We start from the raw sequence: 16,879 nt of genomic DNA, 5'->3' as shown, positions 1-16,879 counted from the left end.
CGTCCGATTGTTGGAATAAATGATGATCATCATCTTATTCGAGACTCCCGAGACCGAATCGCCGCTGACAGGCCCTTCCGCCCCGGGGGAGCAACATCAGCTCCAGGCAGGATAATTTTATGACAGCGACCTTATTTTCACCACTTGCCGTCGGCCCCTATGAACTCGCGCATCGCATCGTCATGGCGCCGCTGACCCGCATGCGGGCGAGCCAGCCGGGCAATGTGCCTTCCGCACTGAACGCCGAATATTATGCGCAGCGTGCCACCCAAGGGGGGCTGATCATTTCCGAAGGCTCGCAGATTTCTCTTGCCGGACAAGGCATGCCGGCAACGCCCGGCATTCACACGGCCGAACAGATCGCCGGCTGGAAGGCGGTAACGGAGGCGGTCCATCGCAAGGGCGGCAGGATCTTCCTGCAGCTCTGGCATGTCGGCCGCATCTCCCATTCCTCGCACCAGCCGGGCGGTGCTCTGCCCATCGCCCCTTCCGCCATCGCCGCCAAGGGACAGGCTTTCACCGCTTCGTTCGAACGCGTGCCCTTCGAGACGCCGCAGGCGATCGACATCGATCTCATGCCGCTGCTGATCGACGTCTATGCGCAGGCGGCCGCCAACGCCAAGCAAGCCGGATTCGACGGCGTCGAGATCCACGGCGCCAACGGCTATCTGATCGAGCAATTCCTGCAGGCGCGTACCAACCAGCGCGCCGACCAATATGGCGGCTCGATCGAGAATCGCACGCGGCTGCTGCTCGAAGTGGTCGAGGCGGTTTCCGGCGTATGGGGTTCGAACCGCGTCGGCGTCCGCCTTTCGCCCTTCGGCATCGCCAATGACAGCGGCGAGGATGACCCCTTGCGTCTCTACGGCCATGTCATTCGCGAGCTGGACCGGCTGCATCTTGCCTATCTGCATCTGATCGAACCGCGCGCCAGCGGGGCGGGCTTCGCTGAGGTCGACCACAAGAATGTGCCATCGGCGGCGGAGCTGTTTCGCCCTGCCTGGTCGGGCACATTGATCGCAGCCGGAAACTTCCGGCCGGAGACCGCCGAAGCAGCACTTGCCGCCGGGCATGCAGACGCTATCGCCTTCGGCCGGCTGTTCATCGCCAATCCCGACCTGCCGGAACGCATCCGTCGCGGGGCTCCGCTCAATCCCTATCATCGCCCGACCTTCTACGGCGGCGGTGCCGAGGGCTATACCGACTATCCAACGTTCGATGCCAGGGAGGCCGCCGAATGAGCACGCCAAGCGCCGTCATCGTCGGAGTGGGAGCAGAACAGGGATTGGGTGCCGCGCTTTGCCGGCTTCTGGCCGGCAAGGGCTATCATGTCATCATCGCCGGCCGCACACCGGCGAAGATCGACAAGGTCGCCGAGACCATCAAGGCATCCGGCGGCAGCGCCGAGGCCATCGAAACGGACGCGACGGACGAAGCCGCCGTCGTGCGGCTCTTCGAACATGCCTTTGCGCCGCGGGACGGCATCGCGGCGCCCGATTTCATCGTCTTCAACGCCGGCATCAACCGCCCGATCGGCTTTCGCGATCTGACAGCCGCCCAGTTCGAGGAGTTCTGGCGCATCTGCTGCTTCGGCGGCTTCCTCGTCGGGCGCGAGGCGGCCCGCCACCTCGTGCCGCTCGGCCGCGGCACCGTGATCTTCACCGGCGCTTCCGCCAGCCTGCGCGGCAAGGCGGGCTATGCGCAATTCGCCGCCGCCAAGGCGGGCTTAAGAATGATCAGCCAGAGCATGGCGCGGGAATTCGGGCCGCTCGGCCTGCATGTCGCCCACACCATCATCGATGGCGGCATAGACGGTGAGCGGCTGCGTTCCCGGCGGCCAGATATGGACGCCAGCGGCTTGCTCAATATCGACGCCATCGCCGAGAGCTACTGGCATATCCACCGCCAGCATCCCTCGGCCTGGACACAGGAGCTCGACCTGCGTCCCTACAAGGAAAATTTCTGAGGCCGGCAATCGAGGCACAGGCTAGCAATTCCGCGAGAGCGCTTTCGCGATGTTGAGAAATTTCGGCTGCGTGGCATCGCACTCGTTGCGACGCCACGCACTTGTTTCACTTTCAGCGTCAGGGGTTTCGCTGGGGATCGTGAAGGACCATGGAGACGGGCGGGACGGGCTACCGCGATACAGGCGACGAAGTCGGCCGAAAATGCCCCTCGCAGCAGCTCGATCCTTGTCCGCGCCCGAAGGCGGCTCGATCGCCTTCAGGTTTGCCGGATCACCCCAACGATCATTGTAAAGATCCCTGAAGAAATAGTTGGTCAGCATTTGGGTTTGCCTTTTTTGAACCGATTCAATCCTATATCGGATTCATTGACTTGAATCGGTTCAATCCTACGCTTGAATGCTCCGCTGTCAAGCGGAATTGAACCGATACAATTTCCTGCTACTGTGCACGGGAACGAAAATGGAGAGGCTATTGGTCAAGGGCACGATCAAGCTTGCAGATGTCGCCAAGGCGGCAGGGGTATCGCAGGGAACCGCATCGAATGTCTTCAGCCGGCCCGATGTGGTGCGCGAGGAGGTGCGCGAGCATGTCCTTAAGACCGCCAGACAGCTCGGATATGCCGGCCCGAGCCTCACGGGGCGGTTGTTGCGGGCAGGAAAGGTCAATGCGATCGGCGTCGCCGCCGTGGAACCGCTCGCCTATTTCTTCGACGACCCATGGGCGAGAGCCCTGTTGGCGGCCGTGGCCCAGGTCTGCGATGCCAGCGGCACCGGGCTGGCGCTCGTTTCGGCCAAGGACCGGCAGAAGCTGGACTGGAACATCAAGAGCGCCCTCGTGGACGGCTTCATCCTGTTATGCGTGGAGGGCGGCGAAAAGCTGGTGCAGCTGACGCGCGAGCGGCAATTGCCCTTCATTGCCCTGGCATTGAACGACGATGATCCGTCGGTCGCGTCGATCGGCGTCAACAATGTCGCCGGGGCTGCGACAGCCGCGACGCATCTGGCGGAACTGGGCCACCGGCGCTTTGCCGTGCTTGCCACCGAATTCTCTTACGATCATGTCGGGCCGGTGGGCCTCGGCGAGATCGAGCGGGCTGTTTATTCGACCTCGCGCGATCGTGCCACCGGCTATTGGCAGGCGCTTGAGACATTCGGCATCCGACGCCAGGATGTTCCGATCTACGAGACGGATAACCACAAGACGAGCGTCGAGACGGGTCTCGAATATCTGTTCTCGGCGCCTGAGCCGCCGACCGCCCTCCTCGCAATGTCCGACCATATCGCACTGCTGGCCATGAACTGGCTGCAGGCACGGGGACTTTCCGTTCCAAGAGATGTCTCCATCATCGGCTTCGATGGCGTTCCGGAGGGCGGCATGGTGGAGCCGGGCCTTACGACGATGGCGCAGCCCTTTGACCAGATCGCGCAACGCGCGGTAAGGGCGGTTCTGGACGATGCCATGCCGATCGAGCGCGAGATGATCGACGTCACGCTCATCGTCCGTGGCAGCACGGCGGCGCCGAAGCTATGATGCCGCGACACTATCCGACACAGCGTCTCAGCCCGCTTGCTGCGCGCCGTCGACGGCTGCAGTACGCATCTCCATGAGCTGCCGGGCAGCGGCGGCGGAAGCGTCCCTGTCGCTTGCCACCTGCACGGTCGGGAAGGCGAACTGGATGCCGTTTTCATCGAAGGCCTGCTTGATCAGCGCCAGCGCGCTGCGGCGGATGACCGAGACGTCGTTGGGCTTGGCGGTGAGCGCCAGCCTGATTTCGATCGCGAAATCGCCGAACTGTTCCACGCCCTTCATCTTCAGCGTCTGGATGATGCTCGGCGCCAGTTCAGGATCGTCGAGCAGGCGCTGGCCGATATCCCTGATGATCCGCTTCATCTTCACCAGATCGGTATCATAGGTGACCTTGACGATGATCTTGTCGATCGCCCAGTCACGATTCATGTTGTTGACCGCGCCGAGCGAACCGAACGGAATGGTCGCCAGCGGTCCGCGCTGGTGACGCAGCTTGACCGAGCGCAGGCTGAATGACTCCACCACGCCCTTGTGGTTGCCGCTTTCTATGTATTCGCCGACCCGGAAGGCATCGTCCCACAGATAGAAGACGCCGCTGATGACGTCCTTGACGATGGTCTGCGCGCCAAAGCCGACCGCGACGCCGACGACACCGGCACCGGCGATCAGCGGCCCGATCTGGATGCCGAGCCCCGACAACACCATCATGATGGCGATGATGCCGATGGCAACCGCAAGGATATTGCGGAAGATCGGCAGCAGCGTCTGCAGCCGGGCGCGGCTCGCCTTCATCTCCTCGGAGTCGCTGTCGGCGGGCAAGGATTCCATCAGCTTGGCGTCGATATAGGTTTTCATCAGGTGCCAGACGAGATCTGCGACCAGCAGGATGACGATGCCACTGAGAACACCGCGCGCGATTCGCCCGATGATTGATTCGCTGCTGCTCATCATCGCGTGGGCCTCGACACCCAGCATCCGCCCCAGCCAGAGGGCCGCGAAGGTGATGATCAGTGCCCGCACGCCGCGATCGAGAAGCACGGCTGCCAACTTGCCGGCGCCGAAAATGCCGTCGGCCGCATCATGCAGCGCCTCGATGGCACGCGTGGATACCGAGAGAACGCGCGGCAACAGGATCGCATAGATGCCGAGCCAGAGAAGGCCGTCGAAACCGGCGACCCACAGGCACCAGAGGGCCACGAAGAAAATCGTCAATAGCCAGGAAATCGTCTTCGCCCCACGTTCCTCCGGCGCGACGGGTCTTGACCACACGGCCGTCACGGCGATCAGAAACAGGCCGATGCCGAGTGCATAGCTGATGAGATCCCGGGCGCCGACGGAAAATTCGAGAGACGTGACGGCCTGCAGAACTGCCCAACCGCAGGCAAAATAGACAGCAAACAGCGTGCATCGCCGATACCAGTATCTCGCCACACGCCGCCGTTCGGCAATGCGGGCGGTACCGCTGTCCTCGTCCAGAACATCGTTCGTTCGGCGCATGGCGATCAACTCCATCAGCAGTTTGCCGATGGAAATCACGAGCCTGATGGAAACCAGCGCAATGACACAGGCGATGGCGAAGCTTTCGATGGCCGGCGGCCAGTCGAAAGCGAGCAGCGGAACCAGCGTCACCAGGGCGTGAATGATCGCAGGCACCACCCCGCCCAAAAACTGGAACCGGGCAGCCTGCAACTCGGTCTCGATGCCGGCAGCCCTTTCGGTGCGACGCATGTGCTTGGTATTGATGAAGCGCGCAACGGCGAGCTCTGCCACAAGTCCCATGAAAAAGAGGATCACGACCTGGATGATAATACGCAGGATACCAACCGCCCTGCCTTCTCTTTCGAGCTTTTCGGATGCCGTCATCACCTCGTAAGGCAACGTCATCGCCGCGCCGGATACGACCTCCAGGTGATGCCGCGTATGACCAAGCATGCCGGAGAGGACGGACATCTGGTCACCGTCGGACGTTCCGGGAGCGCTGGCGGCGGGTTGATTGTTCAGCTGGACACCAAGCCATTGCTTGACCTCCGGTTCGTTCATCAGCTGAATGAGTTCGCGAACCTTTTCGGGCGGCGGCGCCGGCTGTGGTGCAGCCGTGTTTTGTGCGAGCGCCGCAAGAGGCGCGGCCAATGCAAAAAGACATAAAAGCGGTGTCCTGATCGACAGGCTGCTACCCCCGACATTCTTCATATGCGCTGCCCTTCCCGCAATCGGGCCGCCGGCCCGTTTTTGCAGACTATACGCCTTTTTTATGCGGGCAAGCAGGCACTTACGCCCATGGCGCGATCGGCGCCGGCGGCATTGCCCCGGAGCGGTTGCCGCGCTAGGTTCTGCGGCAATACCGTTCGGTGCTCGGGGACGCGCGTGTTCAATTTCCTGAAAAAGCTCTTCGGTAAAGGCAAGCAACCCGAGCAGCGGCTCACGGCAACCGAACCGGTGACCGCCACACCAGTCAAGACGCTCGATCTGAACATTCCAGACGAAGCTTTGCAGGACGAAGCCCGCTTTGCGGCCTATCTGCAGGAACGGCTGCCGTTTTTCGGCGACCTGATCGGGATCGACTACGATGCCGCGGCCGGCAGCCTGACGCTGCACAGCCGCAATGGCGACACGATGACGAAATTCCTGAGCAATGCGTTGCTGGCGCTGCGCGAGAAGCGCGGACAAGCCCGCGCGCAGGCGCTGATGAACTATCTCAACATGACCGAAGTCATGGATGACGGCGGCGAGCTCGCCAAGGTCCTGCCGGTCTTGAAGGCGCGCGACTTCGTTGACGTGGCGCGGCAACAGATGATCCAGGCCGCCAAGGACGAACCCGACCCGCCGCAATTCGTCTATCTCGACGAGGCGGAAAACCTGATCAAGCTCTTCGCCGTCAACGGCGAAACCACGGTCAGCTACGTGATGTCGACGGCGCTGGAAAGCTGGGGCATCGACGCCGAGGAACTTGCCGTGCTGGCACAGGCCAACCTGCAGAAATTCCTCGACAAGACCGGCGTACAGATCGCCAAGCGCAGCCAGTTTCAATATGTCGAGGTGGACGGCCAGTTCGAATCCAGCATCGCTTTCCTGCCGAATTTCTGGGCGCAAGTGCAGGAGCAATCCGGCGGAGCGGCGCCGATTGCGGCCTTTCTTTCACGCGACAAGGTCTTCTTCACCCATGAAAACGATGCTCTGGGCCTGCAGCTGCTGGAGCTGATCAGCGCCGATCTCAGCGAGGTGCCTTACGTTATTTCGCCGGATCAGTATCGTTGGGAGAGCGGCAGGTGGACGCTGTTCAAGCGGGTGGCGCCGATAGCGGCAGCTAAGCTCCACTAAAGCGATCAAGCTTTGAACGGAATCGCGCGATCATTCTAGAAGCGTTATTTTCACGCAATTCACGCAATTGCGGACGGAAAACGCTCTACACCAGCACTTCGTGATCGATGCGATCTTCTGCGCCGAAGAACTTCAGATAGCGCTCGACTTCCGCTGGTTCGCCTGTCGCCTTCTGCGGATTGTCCGAGAGCTTGACGGCCGGGCGGCCGTTGGCCTCGATGACCTTGCAGACGATGGAAATGGGGTTGAGGCCCTTGAGTTCGGTCGGCGCGCAGCCGGCGAAATCATTGGTAAGATTGGTGCCCCAGCCGAAGCTCATGCGGACGCGGCCGTCGAAATGCTTGTAGGTATCGATGATCGCATTGACATCGAGGCCGTCGGAGAAGATCAGCAGCTTCTGGCGCGGATCGCGGCCCATCTTCTTCCACCAGTCGATGATCTTCTCGCCGCCTTCGATAGGCGGCGCGCTGTCGGGGCGGAAACCGGTCCAGTCGGCCACCCATTCCGGTGCATCGCGCAGGAACGAGGCGGTACCGAAGGCATCGGGCAGAACCACCAGAAGGTTGCCGCCATAGAGGCGGTTCCAGTCGCGTAGCACCTTGTAGGGCGCCTTGCCGAGCTCTTCGTCATTCTTGGCAAGAGCGGCTGCGACCATCGGCAGCTCATGTGCGTTGGTACCGACGGCTTCGAGATCCGAATCCATGGCGAGCAGCACGTTGCTCGTGCCGGTGAAAGCATGGGGCACGCCTTCCTTCAGCGCCTCGACGCACCAGCGCTGCCAGAGAAAGCTATGACGACGGCGCGTACCGAAATCGGAGATGCGCAGGTGCGGCAGCTCCCTCAACCGCTCGACCTTTTCCCACATCTTCGCCTTGGCGCGCGCATAGAGCACATCGAGCGTGAATGGACCGAGCGCCTTCAGCGCCGTGCGCGAGCGAAGCTCGTTGATGATGGCGAGCGCCGGGATTTCCCACATGGTCGTTTCCTTCCACGAACCGTGGAAGTCGAGAATATACTGGCCATCGCGCTTCGACAGTTCATAGTCCGGCAGCTGGAAATTCGACAGCCAGGCGAGGAATTCCGGCTCGAAGATCTGGGCGCGGCCGTAGAAGCTGTTACCCGCAAGCCAGATCATCTCCTTCTTGGAGAGCCTGAGCGTGCGGGCGTGATCGAGCTGTTCGCGCAGTTCCCTCTCATCGATCACCTCGGCAAGCCGGACGCTCTTGGTGCGATTGATCAAGGAGAAGGTGGCGTCGACATCCGGATAGAGCTTCCAGATCATCTGGAGCATGAGAAGCTTATAGAAATCCGTATCGATCAGGCTGCGGATGATCGGATCGAGCTTCCAGGTATGGTTATAGACGCGGGTGGCGATATCCGTCTTCGTCATGTCGTTCCTGCCCCGTCTCCTGCGCTCCGGACGTCATGCTTGCCGCCCGCCGACGCGTCGGCACGCGTATGTGGTGCCTGTTATCAAAAAATGTTGAGCGAAAGTCCAGTCACTGAAAGAAAATTGATGCCAAAGCGACCGCACCGCTTTTGAACATGCACGGGCACGGCTGAACTGTGCCCATAGCTGCCCATCCCGAACGATATAGTGGTCGGCAGAGGTCATTCCAGCGGGGCTTAGAGCGGTTTAGCGATTCATGGAATCGCCGAACGCTCTATCTGTTTATTTTTACGCAATTCCGGACGGAAAACCGCTGCGCACTTTTCCTGGAGTTGCTCTAGTAACCCCGGCCGCGATCCACCAGATGCAGCAGCGGCACACCGCGTTCGAAGCGGGCGATCTGTTCCTCGACATAGCGGAACAGCGCTCTTTCCTCCGACATGGCGGAATCATGCGGCGTGATGATAACATTTTCCAGACCCCAGAGGGGATCGTCCGCCGCCAAAGGCTCGACTGTAAAGACGTCGAGCGACGCGCCGCCAAGCACGCCAGTCCCGATCGCCGAGGCGATATCGGCCTGGACCTGGCTCTTGCCGCGGCCGGCATTGATGAACACCGGTTTGCCGAGCGCACCGTCGCGGCGGAGTCTGGAAAAGAGCGAGGCGTCGTATAGCCCCGTTGTTTCCGGCGTCAGCGGCAGCAGCCCGACCAGAATATCGGTCCGCGCGAGAAAGGTATCCAGCTCGCCGGCATCGAAGGTTTCCATGCCATCGATCTGTTTCTTGTTGCGGGACCAGCCGATGACGTTGAAACCCATGACCTTCAGCTTGGCGGCGGCATCGCAGCCGAGAACGCCAAGGCCCATGACGCCGACGGTGACATCACCTGCCTCGGGGCCATCCTGCGGAACCCAGACGCGCTGGCGCTGGTTCCTGAAATGCCCCGGAACATCGCGCAGGTGCATAAGGCATTGCATCACGACCCATTCGCTCATGCGCACCGTCAGGCTGCGATCGACGAAGCGGACGATCGGTATGTCCGGCAGGCCGGCAATCGACATCATCGAATCGACACCGGCGCCCCCCGAGAAAATGACCTTGAGATTGGGCGCACGCTCAAAAATGTCGGCATCCGGCTTCCACAGAAGCGCATAGTCGACATGGCTCAGATCCACACCCTTGCTCGCGGGATCGGCGAGATTGATGCTGCCGCGATCGGCAAAGGCGGTCTTCAGCACTTTGGCGATCATAGCGGGATCGAATTTGAGGTCGACGAGAACGGGGCTTTTGGCCGGCATGGCGATTGTCTTTATTGCTGGATAGTGGCGGTGGGCACCGCCTCGATGTTGAAGGCGGCGGCGAGAAGCGCCTTGGTATAATCCTCTTTCGGCGCGCGGAAAATATCGGCCGAGGTGCCCTGCTCCACGACCTTGCCGAAGCGCATGACGATCAGCTCGTTGGCGAGCGCCTTGACCACCTTCAGGTCGTGGCTGATGAAGAGGTAGGCAAGGTCATGCCGCTTCTGAAGGTCGCGCAGAAGGTCGACCACCTGCGCCTGCACGCTCATGTCGAGTGCCGAGGTCGGCTCGTCGAGCATGACGAAGCGCGGCTTCAGCACCATGGCGCGGGCAATGGCGATGCGCTGACGCTGGCCGCCGGAGAATTCATGCGGGAAACGCCAGCGGGTCAACGGATCGAGGCCGACTTCCTCCAGCGCCCAGCAGACGCGCTTGTCCCGCTCGTCCGCCGAAAGCGACCGCTCATGCACCTTGAGCCCCTCGGCGATGATTTCGCCCACCGACATGCGTGGGCTCAGAGAACCGTAGGGGTCCTGGAAGACGACCTGCAACTGGTTGCGGAGCGGCCGCATCTCGCGGAAGGAATAGCCGGCTATGTCCTTGCCGACGAAGGCGATGCGCCCCTGGGAAGAAATGAGCCGGGCCAGTGCCAGGCCGAGGGTCGTCTTGCCGGAGCCGGATTCGCCGACGACGCCGAGCGTCTGGCCGGCCCGGAGCTTGAGATCGATGCCGTCGACGGCTTTGACGTGATCGACGACCTTGCGCATGAAGCCCGCCTTGATCGGGAACCAGACGCGGATATCGCTGCCTTCCATGACCACGGGCTTGCTGGCATCGCCAAGCGGCGGCTCGCCGCGCGGCTCGGCGGCAAGCAGGTGACGGGTGTATTCATGCTGCGGCCGGGTGAAGACATCCTCCACCGGACCGGTCTCGACGATGTGGCCTTTGGTCATCACGCAGACGCGGTCGGCGAACTTGCGGACGATGCCGAGGTCATGGGTGATGAACAGCATCGACATGCCGTGCACGCCCTTGAGATCCCGCAGCAGCTCTAGGATCTGCGCCTGCACCGTCACATCGAGCGCCGTCGTCGGCTCGTCGGCGATCAGCAGCTCGGGACGGTTGGCGAGCGCCATGGCGATCATCACGCGCTGGCGCTGGCCGCCGGACAGCTCGTGCGGATAGGCCTTGAGACGCTTCTCCGGCTCACGGATACCGACCTGGTTCAGGAGCTCCAGCGTGCGGCTGCGGGCGGCCTGGCCGCCCATGCCCTGATGCAAGGCCAGGATCTCGCCGATCTGCCGTTCGATCGAATGGAGCGGATTGAGCGAGGTCATCGGCTCCTGAAAGATCATCGTGATGTCGTTGCCGCGCACGGCGCGCAGCTCGTTATCCGACGCCTTCAGCATATCCTTGCCCTTGAACAGGATCTCGCCCGAGGGGTGGCTGGCGGCCGGATAGGGCAGCAGCTTCAGGATGGAATTGGCCGACACGGATTTGCCTGAGCCGGATTCGCCGACCAGCGCCAGGACCTCGCCCTTTCTTATATCGAACGAGATGCCATCGACCGCGGTCAAGGTATTTCCGCCCTGGTGGAAGGCGACGGACAGATTGCGGACGGACAGCAGGGGAGTGGAATTCTCGCTCATCGGAACGTCTTCCTCGGATCGAAGGCGTCACGCACGGCCTCGCCGATGAAAATCAGCAGCGACAGCATGATCGACATGGTGAAGAAGGCCGACAGCCCGAGCCATGGAGCCTGCAGGTTGGATTTGCCCTGGGCGATCATCTCACCCAGCGACGGCGAGCCGGGTGGCATGCCAAAGCCTAAGAAATCGAGCGAGGTCAAGGTCGAAATCGAGCCTGACAGGATGAAGGGGACGAAGGTGAGCGTCGCGACCATGGCATTCGGCAGCAGGTGCCGATACATGATGGTGAGGTTGTCGACGCCGAGCGCCCGGGCGGCACGAACATATTCGAAATTGCGCGCCCGCAGGAATTCGGCGCGCACGACGCCGACGAGACCGACCCAGGAAAACAGCAGCAATATGCCGAGAAGGATAAAGAAGCCAGGCGGCAGGACGGACGCGATGATCAGCAGGATATAGAGCACCGGCATCGACGACCAGATCTCGATGAAGCGCTGCATCAACAGGTCGGTCCATCCGCCGAAATAGCCCTGCATCGCGCCGGCGCAGACGCCGACGACAGCCGAGCAGATGGTGAGCACCAGCCCGAACAGCACCGATATGCGGAAGCCGTAGATCAGCCGGGCCAGCACATCGCGCGCTTGGTCATCGGTGCCGAGCCAGTTGAAATTGCTCCAGTTGCAGTTCGGGTCGGCAACGCCTCCCGCATAGCCTGAACAGCGCTGCTCCTTGCTCATCATCCAGAACGGCGGGGTCGGCGCCGACTTTCCTTGGGGAAGGTTGGAATTTGCCGTCTGATAGGAATAGTGGATCGGCGGCCAGAGCATCCAGCCGTTGGCATTGATCTCGTCCTGAATGTCCTGCGCGCGGTAATCCGTCTGCGCCAGGAAGCCGCCGAACTTCTCTTCGGGATAATCGACGAAGATCGGCGTCAGGATCTCGCCCTTGTAGGAGACCAGGATCGGCCGGTCGTTGGCGATGAACTCGGCGCCGAGGGTGAGGACGAACAGAACGAGGAAAATCCAGAGCGACCAGTAGCCACGGCGGTTCGCCTTGAAATTCTCCCAGCGGCGCACGTTGGTCGGCGAGAACAGCCCCTTGCGCGGCGGCTTTACCGTCGTCGGGGTTGCCGGAGGGTTGGCTGCATCCATCACACGTCCCTCCGCTCGAAGTCGATGCGAGGATCGATCCAGGTGTAGATCAGGTCGGAAACGAGGCCGACGACGAGGCCGAGCAGCGAAAAGATGAAGAGCGTCGCAAACACCACTGGATAGTCGCGCTGGACGACGGAGAGATAGCTGAGGCGGCCGAGGCCATCCAGCGAGAAGATGTTCTCGATCAGCAGCGAACCGGTGAAGAAGGCGGAAATGAAGGCGCCGGGAAAGCCGGCGATGACGATCAGCATGGCGTTGCGGAAGACATGGCCATAGAGCACGCGCCGCTCGCTCAACCCCTTGGCGCGAGCGGTGGTGACATATTGCTTCTTGATTTCCTCGATGAAGGAATTCTTGGTGAGCAGCGTCGTGGTGGCAAAGGCGGCGAGCGACAGCGAAATCAGCGGCAGCACCAGATGCCAGAGATAATCGAGGATCTTCTGCCACCAGTTGAGATCGGCGAAATTGTCGGAGACGAGACCACGCAGCGGGAACCAATCGAAGAAGGAGCCGCCGGCAAACAGCACGATCAGCATGATGCCGAACAGGAAGCTCGGGACGGCATAGCCGATGATGATGATGCCCGAGGTCCAGACATCGAAGGTCGATCCATCCTGCACCGCCTTGCGGATGCCCAGCGGGATTGAGATCGCGTAAGAGAAGATCAGGATCCAGATGCCAAGCGAGATCGACACCGGCAGTTTCTGGCCAATGAGGTCGATGACCGACGTGTTGCGGAAGAAGCTTTCGCCGAAATCGAAGCGGATATAGTTCCACATCATCTGGCCGAAGCGCTCAAGCGGTGGCTTGTCGAAACCGAACTGTTTGTCGAGCTTGGCGATCAGCTCGGGATCGAGCCCCTGCGCGCCGCGATATTTCGAGCCGCTGTCCTCAACCGCCTGCTGCGCGAGCATGTCCGTGCCGCCCGAAAGCCGGCCGGTGGCGTTGTCGCCCTGGCCGGTCAATTGCGCGATGACCTGCTCGACCGGACCGCCGGGCGCAAACTGTACGATGGTGAAGGAAATAGCCATGATGCCGACGATGGTCGGGATCATCAGCAGCAGGCGTCTGAGGATATAGGCGCCCATCAGCCCATTGCTCCCTCGCAGAGGGACATGTCCCGCTTCGCCTCAATCCGTCCGTCGTTCAATTCACATTCCCTTCCGCCGCATACAGACCGGCGCAGTCATTTCAGCTTGAAACTTGCGAATCAGCCTTAGCATTTGGAGGCAGCAAGCCCCCTATTGCAAGAGAGCCTCACTTTCCGGCGTTTTTCGACCACCATACGTCCGGGAAGCCGATGGAGTAGTAAGGAAGTTCCGGAAGATGTTCGAACTTGTCCCAATAGGCGATCCTGGTCGTCGTCCCGTAGAAAGTGGGCAAAACATAGTGGTGGGCGAGCAGCACGCGATCGAGTGCCTTGGTCGTCGCTTCCTTCTCCGCCACGTCCTTCGCGAGGATCACTTTCCGGATGAGGTCGTCGACGCCCGGGTCGGCTATTCCGGCGTAGTTGCGCGATCCCTGGCGGGCGGCGGAGGCGGAGCCCCAGTATTCGGCCTGCTCGTTGCCGGGGTTCAGCGTCTCCGCCCAGACGACCCAGATCATATCATAGTCGAAGCTGCGGATGCGGTTGATGTACTGCGAGGGATCGACCGTCCTGACGCTGGCATCGATGCCGATGCGCTTCAGGTTCTGTACATAAGGCAGCACCGATCTTTCCAGCGAAGGATTGTTCAGCAAGAGTTCCAGCGAAAACGGTTGGCCGCTCTGCGCGTTCACCATTTTATTGCCCTTGAGAATCCAGCCCGCGTCCTTGAACAAACCAATAGCCTTGCGAAAATTATCGCGCGCCTTTTGCGGGTCGCCGCCGACGGGATTGGCATAGGGCACGGTAAAGACATCGGCGGGCACCTTGTCCTTGACGCTGTTCAGAACATTGAGCTCCTCGCCTTGCGGGAGACCGGAGGAGGCGAATTTCGTACCGAAAAAGAAGCTGTCGACACGCGTCAACTTCCCGAAGGAAAGGGTTCGGTTGAGTTCCTCGAAATCGTAAACGTAGTTCAGCGCCTCGCGGACACGCTCGTCCTTGAATTGCGCGCGTCGCATATTGGGAACGAGCGCCTGCATGATGCCGACCGAGCGCAGCGTGTTGGGTAGTTCCTCCCGCTTGATGCGGCCGTCCTTGGCAGCTGGAAAATCGTAGCCGGTCACCCAATGGCTTGTGGAATTGTCCTGCCAGTAATCGATGACGCCGCTACGAAACGCCTCGAACGCGACGTCGTAGTCAGAAAAATAGACATAATTTATCGCGCCGAAGTTGTTCGTGCCGATATTGACCGGCAGGTTCTTGCCCCAATAATCGTCGCGCAGTTCGTAGCGGATCGAAGAGCCAGGCTGGAAGGAAGCAATCTTATAGGGACCCGACCCCATGACGGGCTCGAGCGTGGTGCGCGAGATATCGCGCGGCTTGCCATCGGGGCCATTTGCTTCCCACCAGTGTTTCGGCAGGATGGTCAGTTGGCCCAGGATCGAGGGAAGTTCGCGGTTGCCCTTCTCATTAAAACGGAAGGTAACGTCGCGCTCACCGGTTTTCTCGGCGCCCACGACATGGGCGTAGTAGCTTGTGACCATCAGATTGAGTTCTTTGGTTTTCTCAAAACTGAAGATCACATCCTCGGGCGTTACCGGCGTGCCGTCGGGCCACTTCGCTTCGGCGCGCAGCCGAAACGTGGCGCTCGAAACGTCATCCGGATAAGAGACGCCCTCGGCAAGCAAACCATAGGAAGAATTGGCCTCGTCATCGGCTTTCTTCAGCAACGTATCATAGATCAGCTCTGTCCCCTCGGCGATATTGCCCTTCGACAGGACAGGATTGAAGGTGTCGAACGTGCCGCTGCTCGACAGCTTCACCTCGCCGCCCTTCGGCGCATCCGGATTGACGTAATCGAAATGCTTGAAACCGGGCTGGTATTTGAGATCGCCGAGAATGGCCGTGCCGATGCGGAATTGCGGCTCTTCGGCTTTCGAGGACGCTGGCAGGGCCAGCAGGCACATGAGAGAAACAACCAAGCCTGCTTTCAACCGCGTCAATGCCATTCATCATCTCCTGATGCTTTTCCTAGAATCAGCATAAGCCAAATGAGGGCAAAAAACAGGACGCAATTGCTCACCTCTTCCCTCCGCAATCGTTTGGCAGCTCTCGAAATCAGGTTTTGGAGGTGGCTTCTTCGAGACGCCGGCGCAGCATCAGGCGCAATTCGCTGACGACGCGTTGGTCCTCTTTGGCGTCGGGTTCGTTGGCGACGGCCGCGGCGATGCGCAACAGTTCGAGGACGATACCCGACATCAGCGTGATATCGTCCGATATCGACGGCTCCGCTCGCCGCAAGACGGCGGCGATCAACTCTTTCAATTCCGCACGCGAGCGCATCTTCCGGTCTTTAGGGATATCGCGGCGCGCGGCAAGCACAGGAAATTCCGGAAATTCTTCGATAAATGCGCCAAGCGCATCGAAGATCGCTTCGCCGCTATCGGCCGCGGAGAGGCCGGAACTGCGTTCCGCCAGGTTCTGAAGACCCGCCTTCAGCCGCTCCAGGCGATCGATATGCAGCGCCTCCGCAAGCAAAGGCTTGGTCGGAAAGAATTGATAGAGCGAACCGATGGAGGATTGCGCCTCGGCCGCGATCTCAGTCATCGTTGCGGCTTCATAACCCTTCCGCGCAAAGACCCTTGCGGCCGCTTCCAGCAGGACGACGACACGATCATGGCCGCGCTGTCGCTTCGGGGTGCGCGTCTTCAATTCTTCACTTGATTTTTGTGAGGTCATCCTCATATTTCCATTGTGAGGATACCCTCACGTTTCTCTCGGAGCCCCAAATGCCTCTTTACGACCCCCGGACCACCGCGCTTGTTTCCATCGACCTGCAAGGCCTCGTTCTCAGCCTGCCGCTTGCCCCCTATTCCGCTCAACAGATCGTTGCGAATACAGTTGCGATCGCGAACAAACTGAAGGCCGATGGCGGAACCACCGTTTTTGTAACGGTTGGATTTTCCTCGGACTATACCGACGCTGTCAATCAGCCCACCGACGAAACCTTCGCCCTTCCCGCCGGAGGCTTGTCGCCGGCCGCCCTGGCGGCACCCATCGAAATCGCCGCGCTGACGCCGGATGTCGCGATCGTCAAACGCCAATGGAGCGCCTTCTACGGCACCGAACTCGATCTGCAGCTTCGTCGCCGCGGCATCAAAACGCTGATCCTGACCGGTGTCGCCACCAATTTCGGCGTCGAATCGACGGTGCGCGATGCCCATGCGGCAAATTATGCCGTCATCGTCGCTGAGGACGCGGTGACGACTTTTTCCCAGGAAATGCAGGATTTCGCCTGCACGAAGGTATTGCCGCGACTGTCGCGCATTCGCAAGACGGAAGAAATTCTTGCAAATTGATCCGTCGGAGGTGACGGTCTAAGCGGGCGGCGGGCGGTCGCTCATCAGCCAGCGGCGATTGAACGTGGATTACCCTCGCTTCCTTTTCAAGGTAATCTCGCCGCAAATCACCTCGGCTGACGCCGACCGCC

Annotated in this window: 13 protein-coding genes; 5 read left to right on the top strand and 8 right to left on the bottom strand. The window is 60.8% G+C overall.

All coding sequences use genetic code 11. The annotated features are described in order from the left end of the window. Positions 1-119: 119 nt before the first annotated feature. The 3 genes from FHT29_RS08780 (at position 120) to FHT29_RS08770 (ending at position 3,497) form a co-directional block, all read left to right on the top strand. Positions 120-1,241, top strand: a complete 1,122-nt coding sequence (locus FHT29_RS08780; RefSeq protein ID WP_037200375.1) for an alkene reductase — start codon at positions 120-122, stop codon at positions 1,239-1,241. Beyond that, entirely contained in the window at positions 1,238-1,966 is a 729-nt protein-coding gene (locus tag FHT29_RS08775; RefSeq protein ID WP_168599587.1) for an SDR family NAD(P)-dependent oxidoreductase, read from the top strand. Before FHT29_RS08780 ends, FHT29_RS08775 begins: the two co-directional genes overlap by 4 nt. 460 nt (positions 1,967-2,426) lie before the next feature. Beyond that, positions 2,427-3,497: a LacI family DNA-binding transcriptional regulator gene (locus FHT29_RS08770; RefSeq protein WP_047559940.1), complete on the top strand. Its 1,071-nt coding sequence runs from the start codon at positions 2,427-2,429 to the stop codon at positions 3,495-3,497. 27 nt (positions 3,498-3,524) lie between these two features. Here FHT29_RS08770 and FHT29_RS08765 read toward each other — a convergent pair whose 3' ends face one another. Then, complete coding sequence (locus FHT29_RS08765) at positions 3,525-5,684, bottom strand: mechanosensitive ion channel family protein (protein WP_047559937.1); 2,160 nt, start codon at positions 5,682-5,684, stop codon at positions 3,525-3,527. A gap of 174 nt (positions 5,685-5,858) precedes the next feature. Here FHT29_RS08765 and FHT29_RS08760 point away from each other — a divergent pair, with 174 nt between their 5' ends. Further along, on the top strand, positions 5,859-6,812 hold the full coding sequence (locus tag FHT29_RS08760; RefSeq protein WP_047559934.1) for a stage V sporulation protein S: 954 nt from the start codon (positions 5,859-5,861) through the stop codon (positions 6,810-6,812). Between the two features lie 85 nt (positions 6,813-6,897). Here the strand turns inward: FHT29_RS08760 and pncB are convergent, their stop codons facing one another. The 7 genes from pncB to FHT29_RS08725 all read right to left on the bottom strand — a co-directional run bounded on the left by pncB (position 6,898) and on the right by FHT29_RS08725 (position 16,128). Further along, complete coding sequence (pncB, locus tag FHT29_RS08755; RefSeq protein WP_037200368.1) at positions 6,898-8,202, bottom strand: nicotinate phosphoribosyltransferase; 1,305 nt, start codon at positions 8,200-8,202, stop codon at positions 6,898-6,900. A 337-nt stretch (positions 8,203-8,539) separates the two neighbouring features. Further along, entirely contained in the window at positions 8,540-9,499 is a 960-nt protein-coding gene (locus FHT29_RS08750; protein WP_047559931.1) for a glyoxylate/hydroxypyruvate reductase A, read from the bottom strand. Between the two features lie 11 nt (positions 9,500-9,510). Next, positions 9,511-11,148, bottom strand: coding sequence for an ABC transporter ATP-binding protein (locus tag FHT29_RS08745; RefSeq protein ID WP_047559927.1), 1,638 nt, complete (start codon positions 11,146-11,148; stop codon positions 9,511-9,513). Then, positions 11,145-12,299 carry an ABC transporter permease gene (locus FHT29_RS08740; RefSeq protein ID WP_037200364.1) on the bottom strand — a complete coding sequence of 385 codons (1,155 nt, stop codon included), beginning with the start codon at positions 12,297-12,299 and terminating at the stop codon, positions 11,145-11,147. Before FHT29_RS08740 ends, FHT29_RS08745 begins: the two co-directional genes overlap by 4 nt. Next, positions 12,299-13,390: a microcin C ABC transporter permease YejB gene (locus FHT29_RS08735; protein WP_037200362.1), complete on the bottom strand. Its 1,092-nt coding sequence runs from the start codon at positions 13,388-13,390 to the stop codon at positions 12,299-12,301. The genes FHT29_RS08740 and FHT29_RS08735 overlap by 1 nt, the downstream gene beginning before the upstream one ends. A 169-nt stretch (positions 13,391-13,559) precedes the next feature. Beyond that, positions 13,560-15,398 (bottom strand): extracellular solute-binding protein, encoded by a 1,839-nt coding sequence (locus tag FHT29_RS08730; protein WP_047559924.1) that lies wholly within the window; start codon positions 15,396-15,398, stop codon positions 13,560-13,562. A gap of 109 nt (positions 15,399-15,507) precedes the next feature. After that, complete coding sequence (locus FHT29_RS08725) at positions 15,508-16,128, bottom strand: TetR/AcrR family transcriptional regulator (protein ID WP_037200359.1); 621 nt, start codon at positions 16,126-16,128, stop codon at positions 15,508-15,510. A 50-nt stretch (positions 16,129-16,178) separates the two neighbouring features. On the opposite strand from FHT29_RS08725, the gene FHT29_RS08720 reads away from it, so the two are divergent. Further along, positions 16,179-16,748, top strand: coding sequence for an isochorismatase family protein (locus FHT29_RS08720; protein WP_047559922.1), 570 nt, complete (start codon positions 16,179-16,181; stop codon positions 16,746-16,748). Positions 16,749-16,879 lie beyond the last annotated feature (131 nt).

Origin of the sequence: Rhizobium sp. SG741 (assembly GCF_012275435.1) — a bacterium.
Taxonomy (GTDB): Bacteria; Pseudomonadota; Alphaproteobacteria; order Rhizobiales; family Rhizobiaceae; genus Rhizobium; species Rhizobium lusitanum.
The sequence above is the reverse complement of the archived record's forward strand: the minus strand, read 5'-3'. Positions and strand labels throughout refer to the sequence as shown.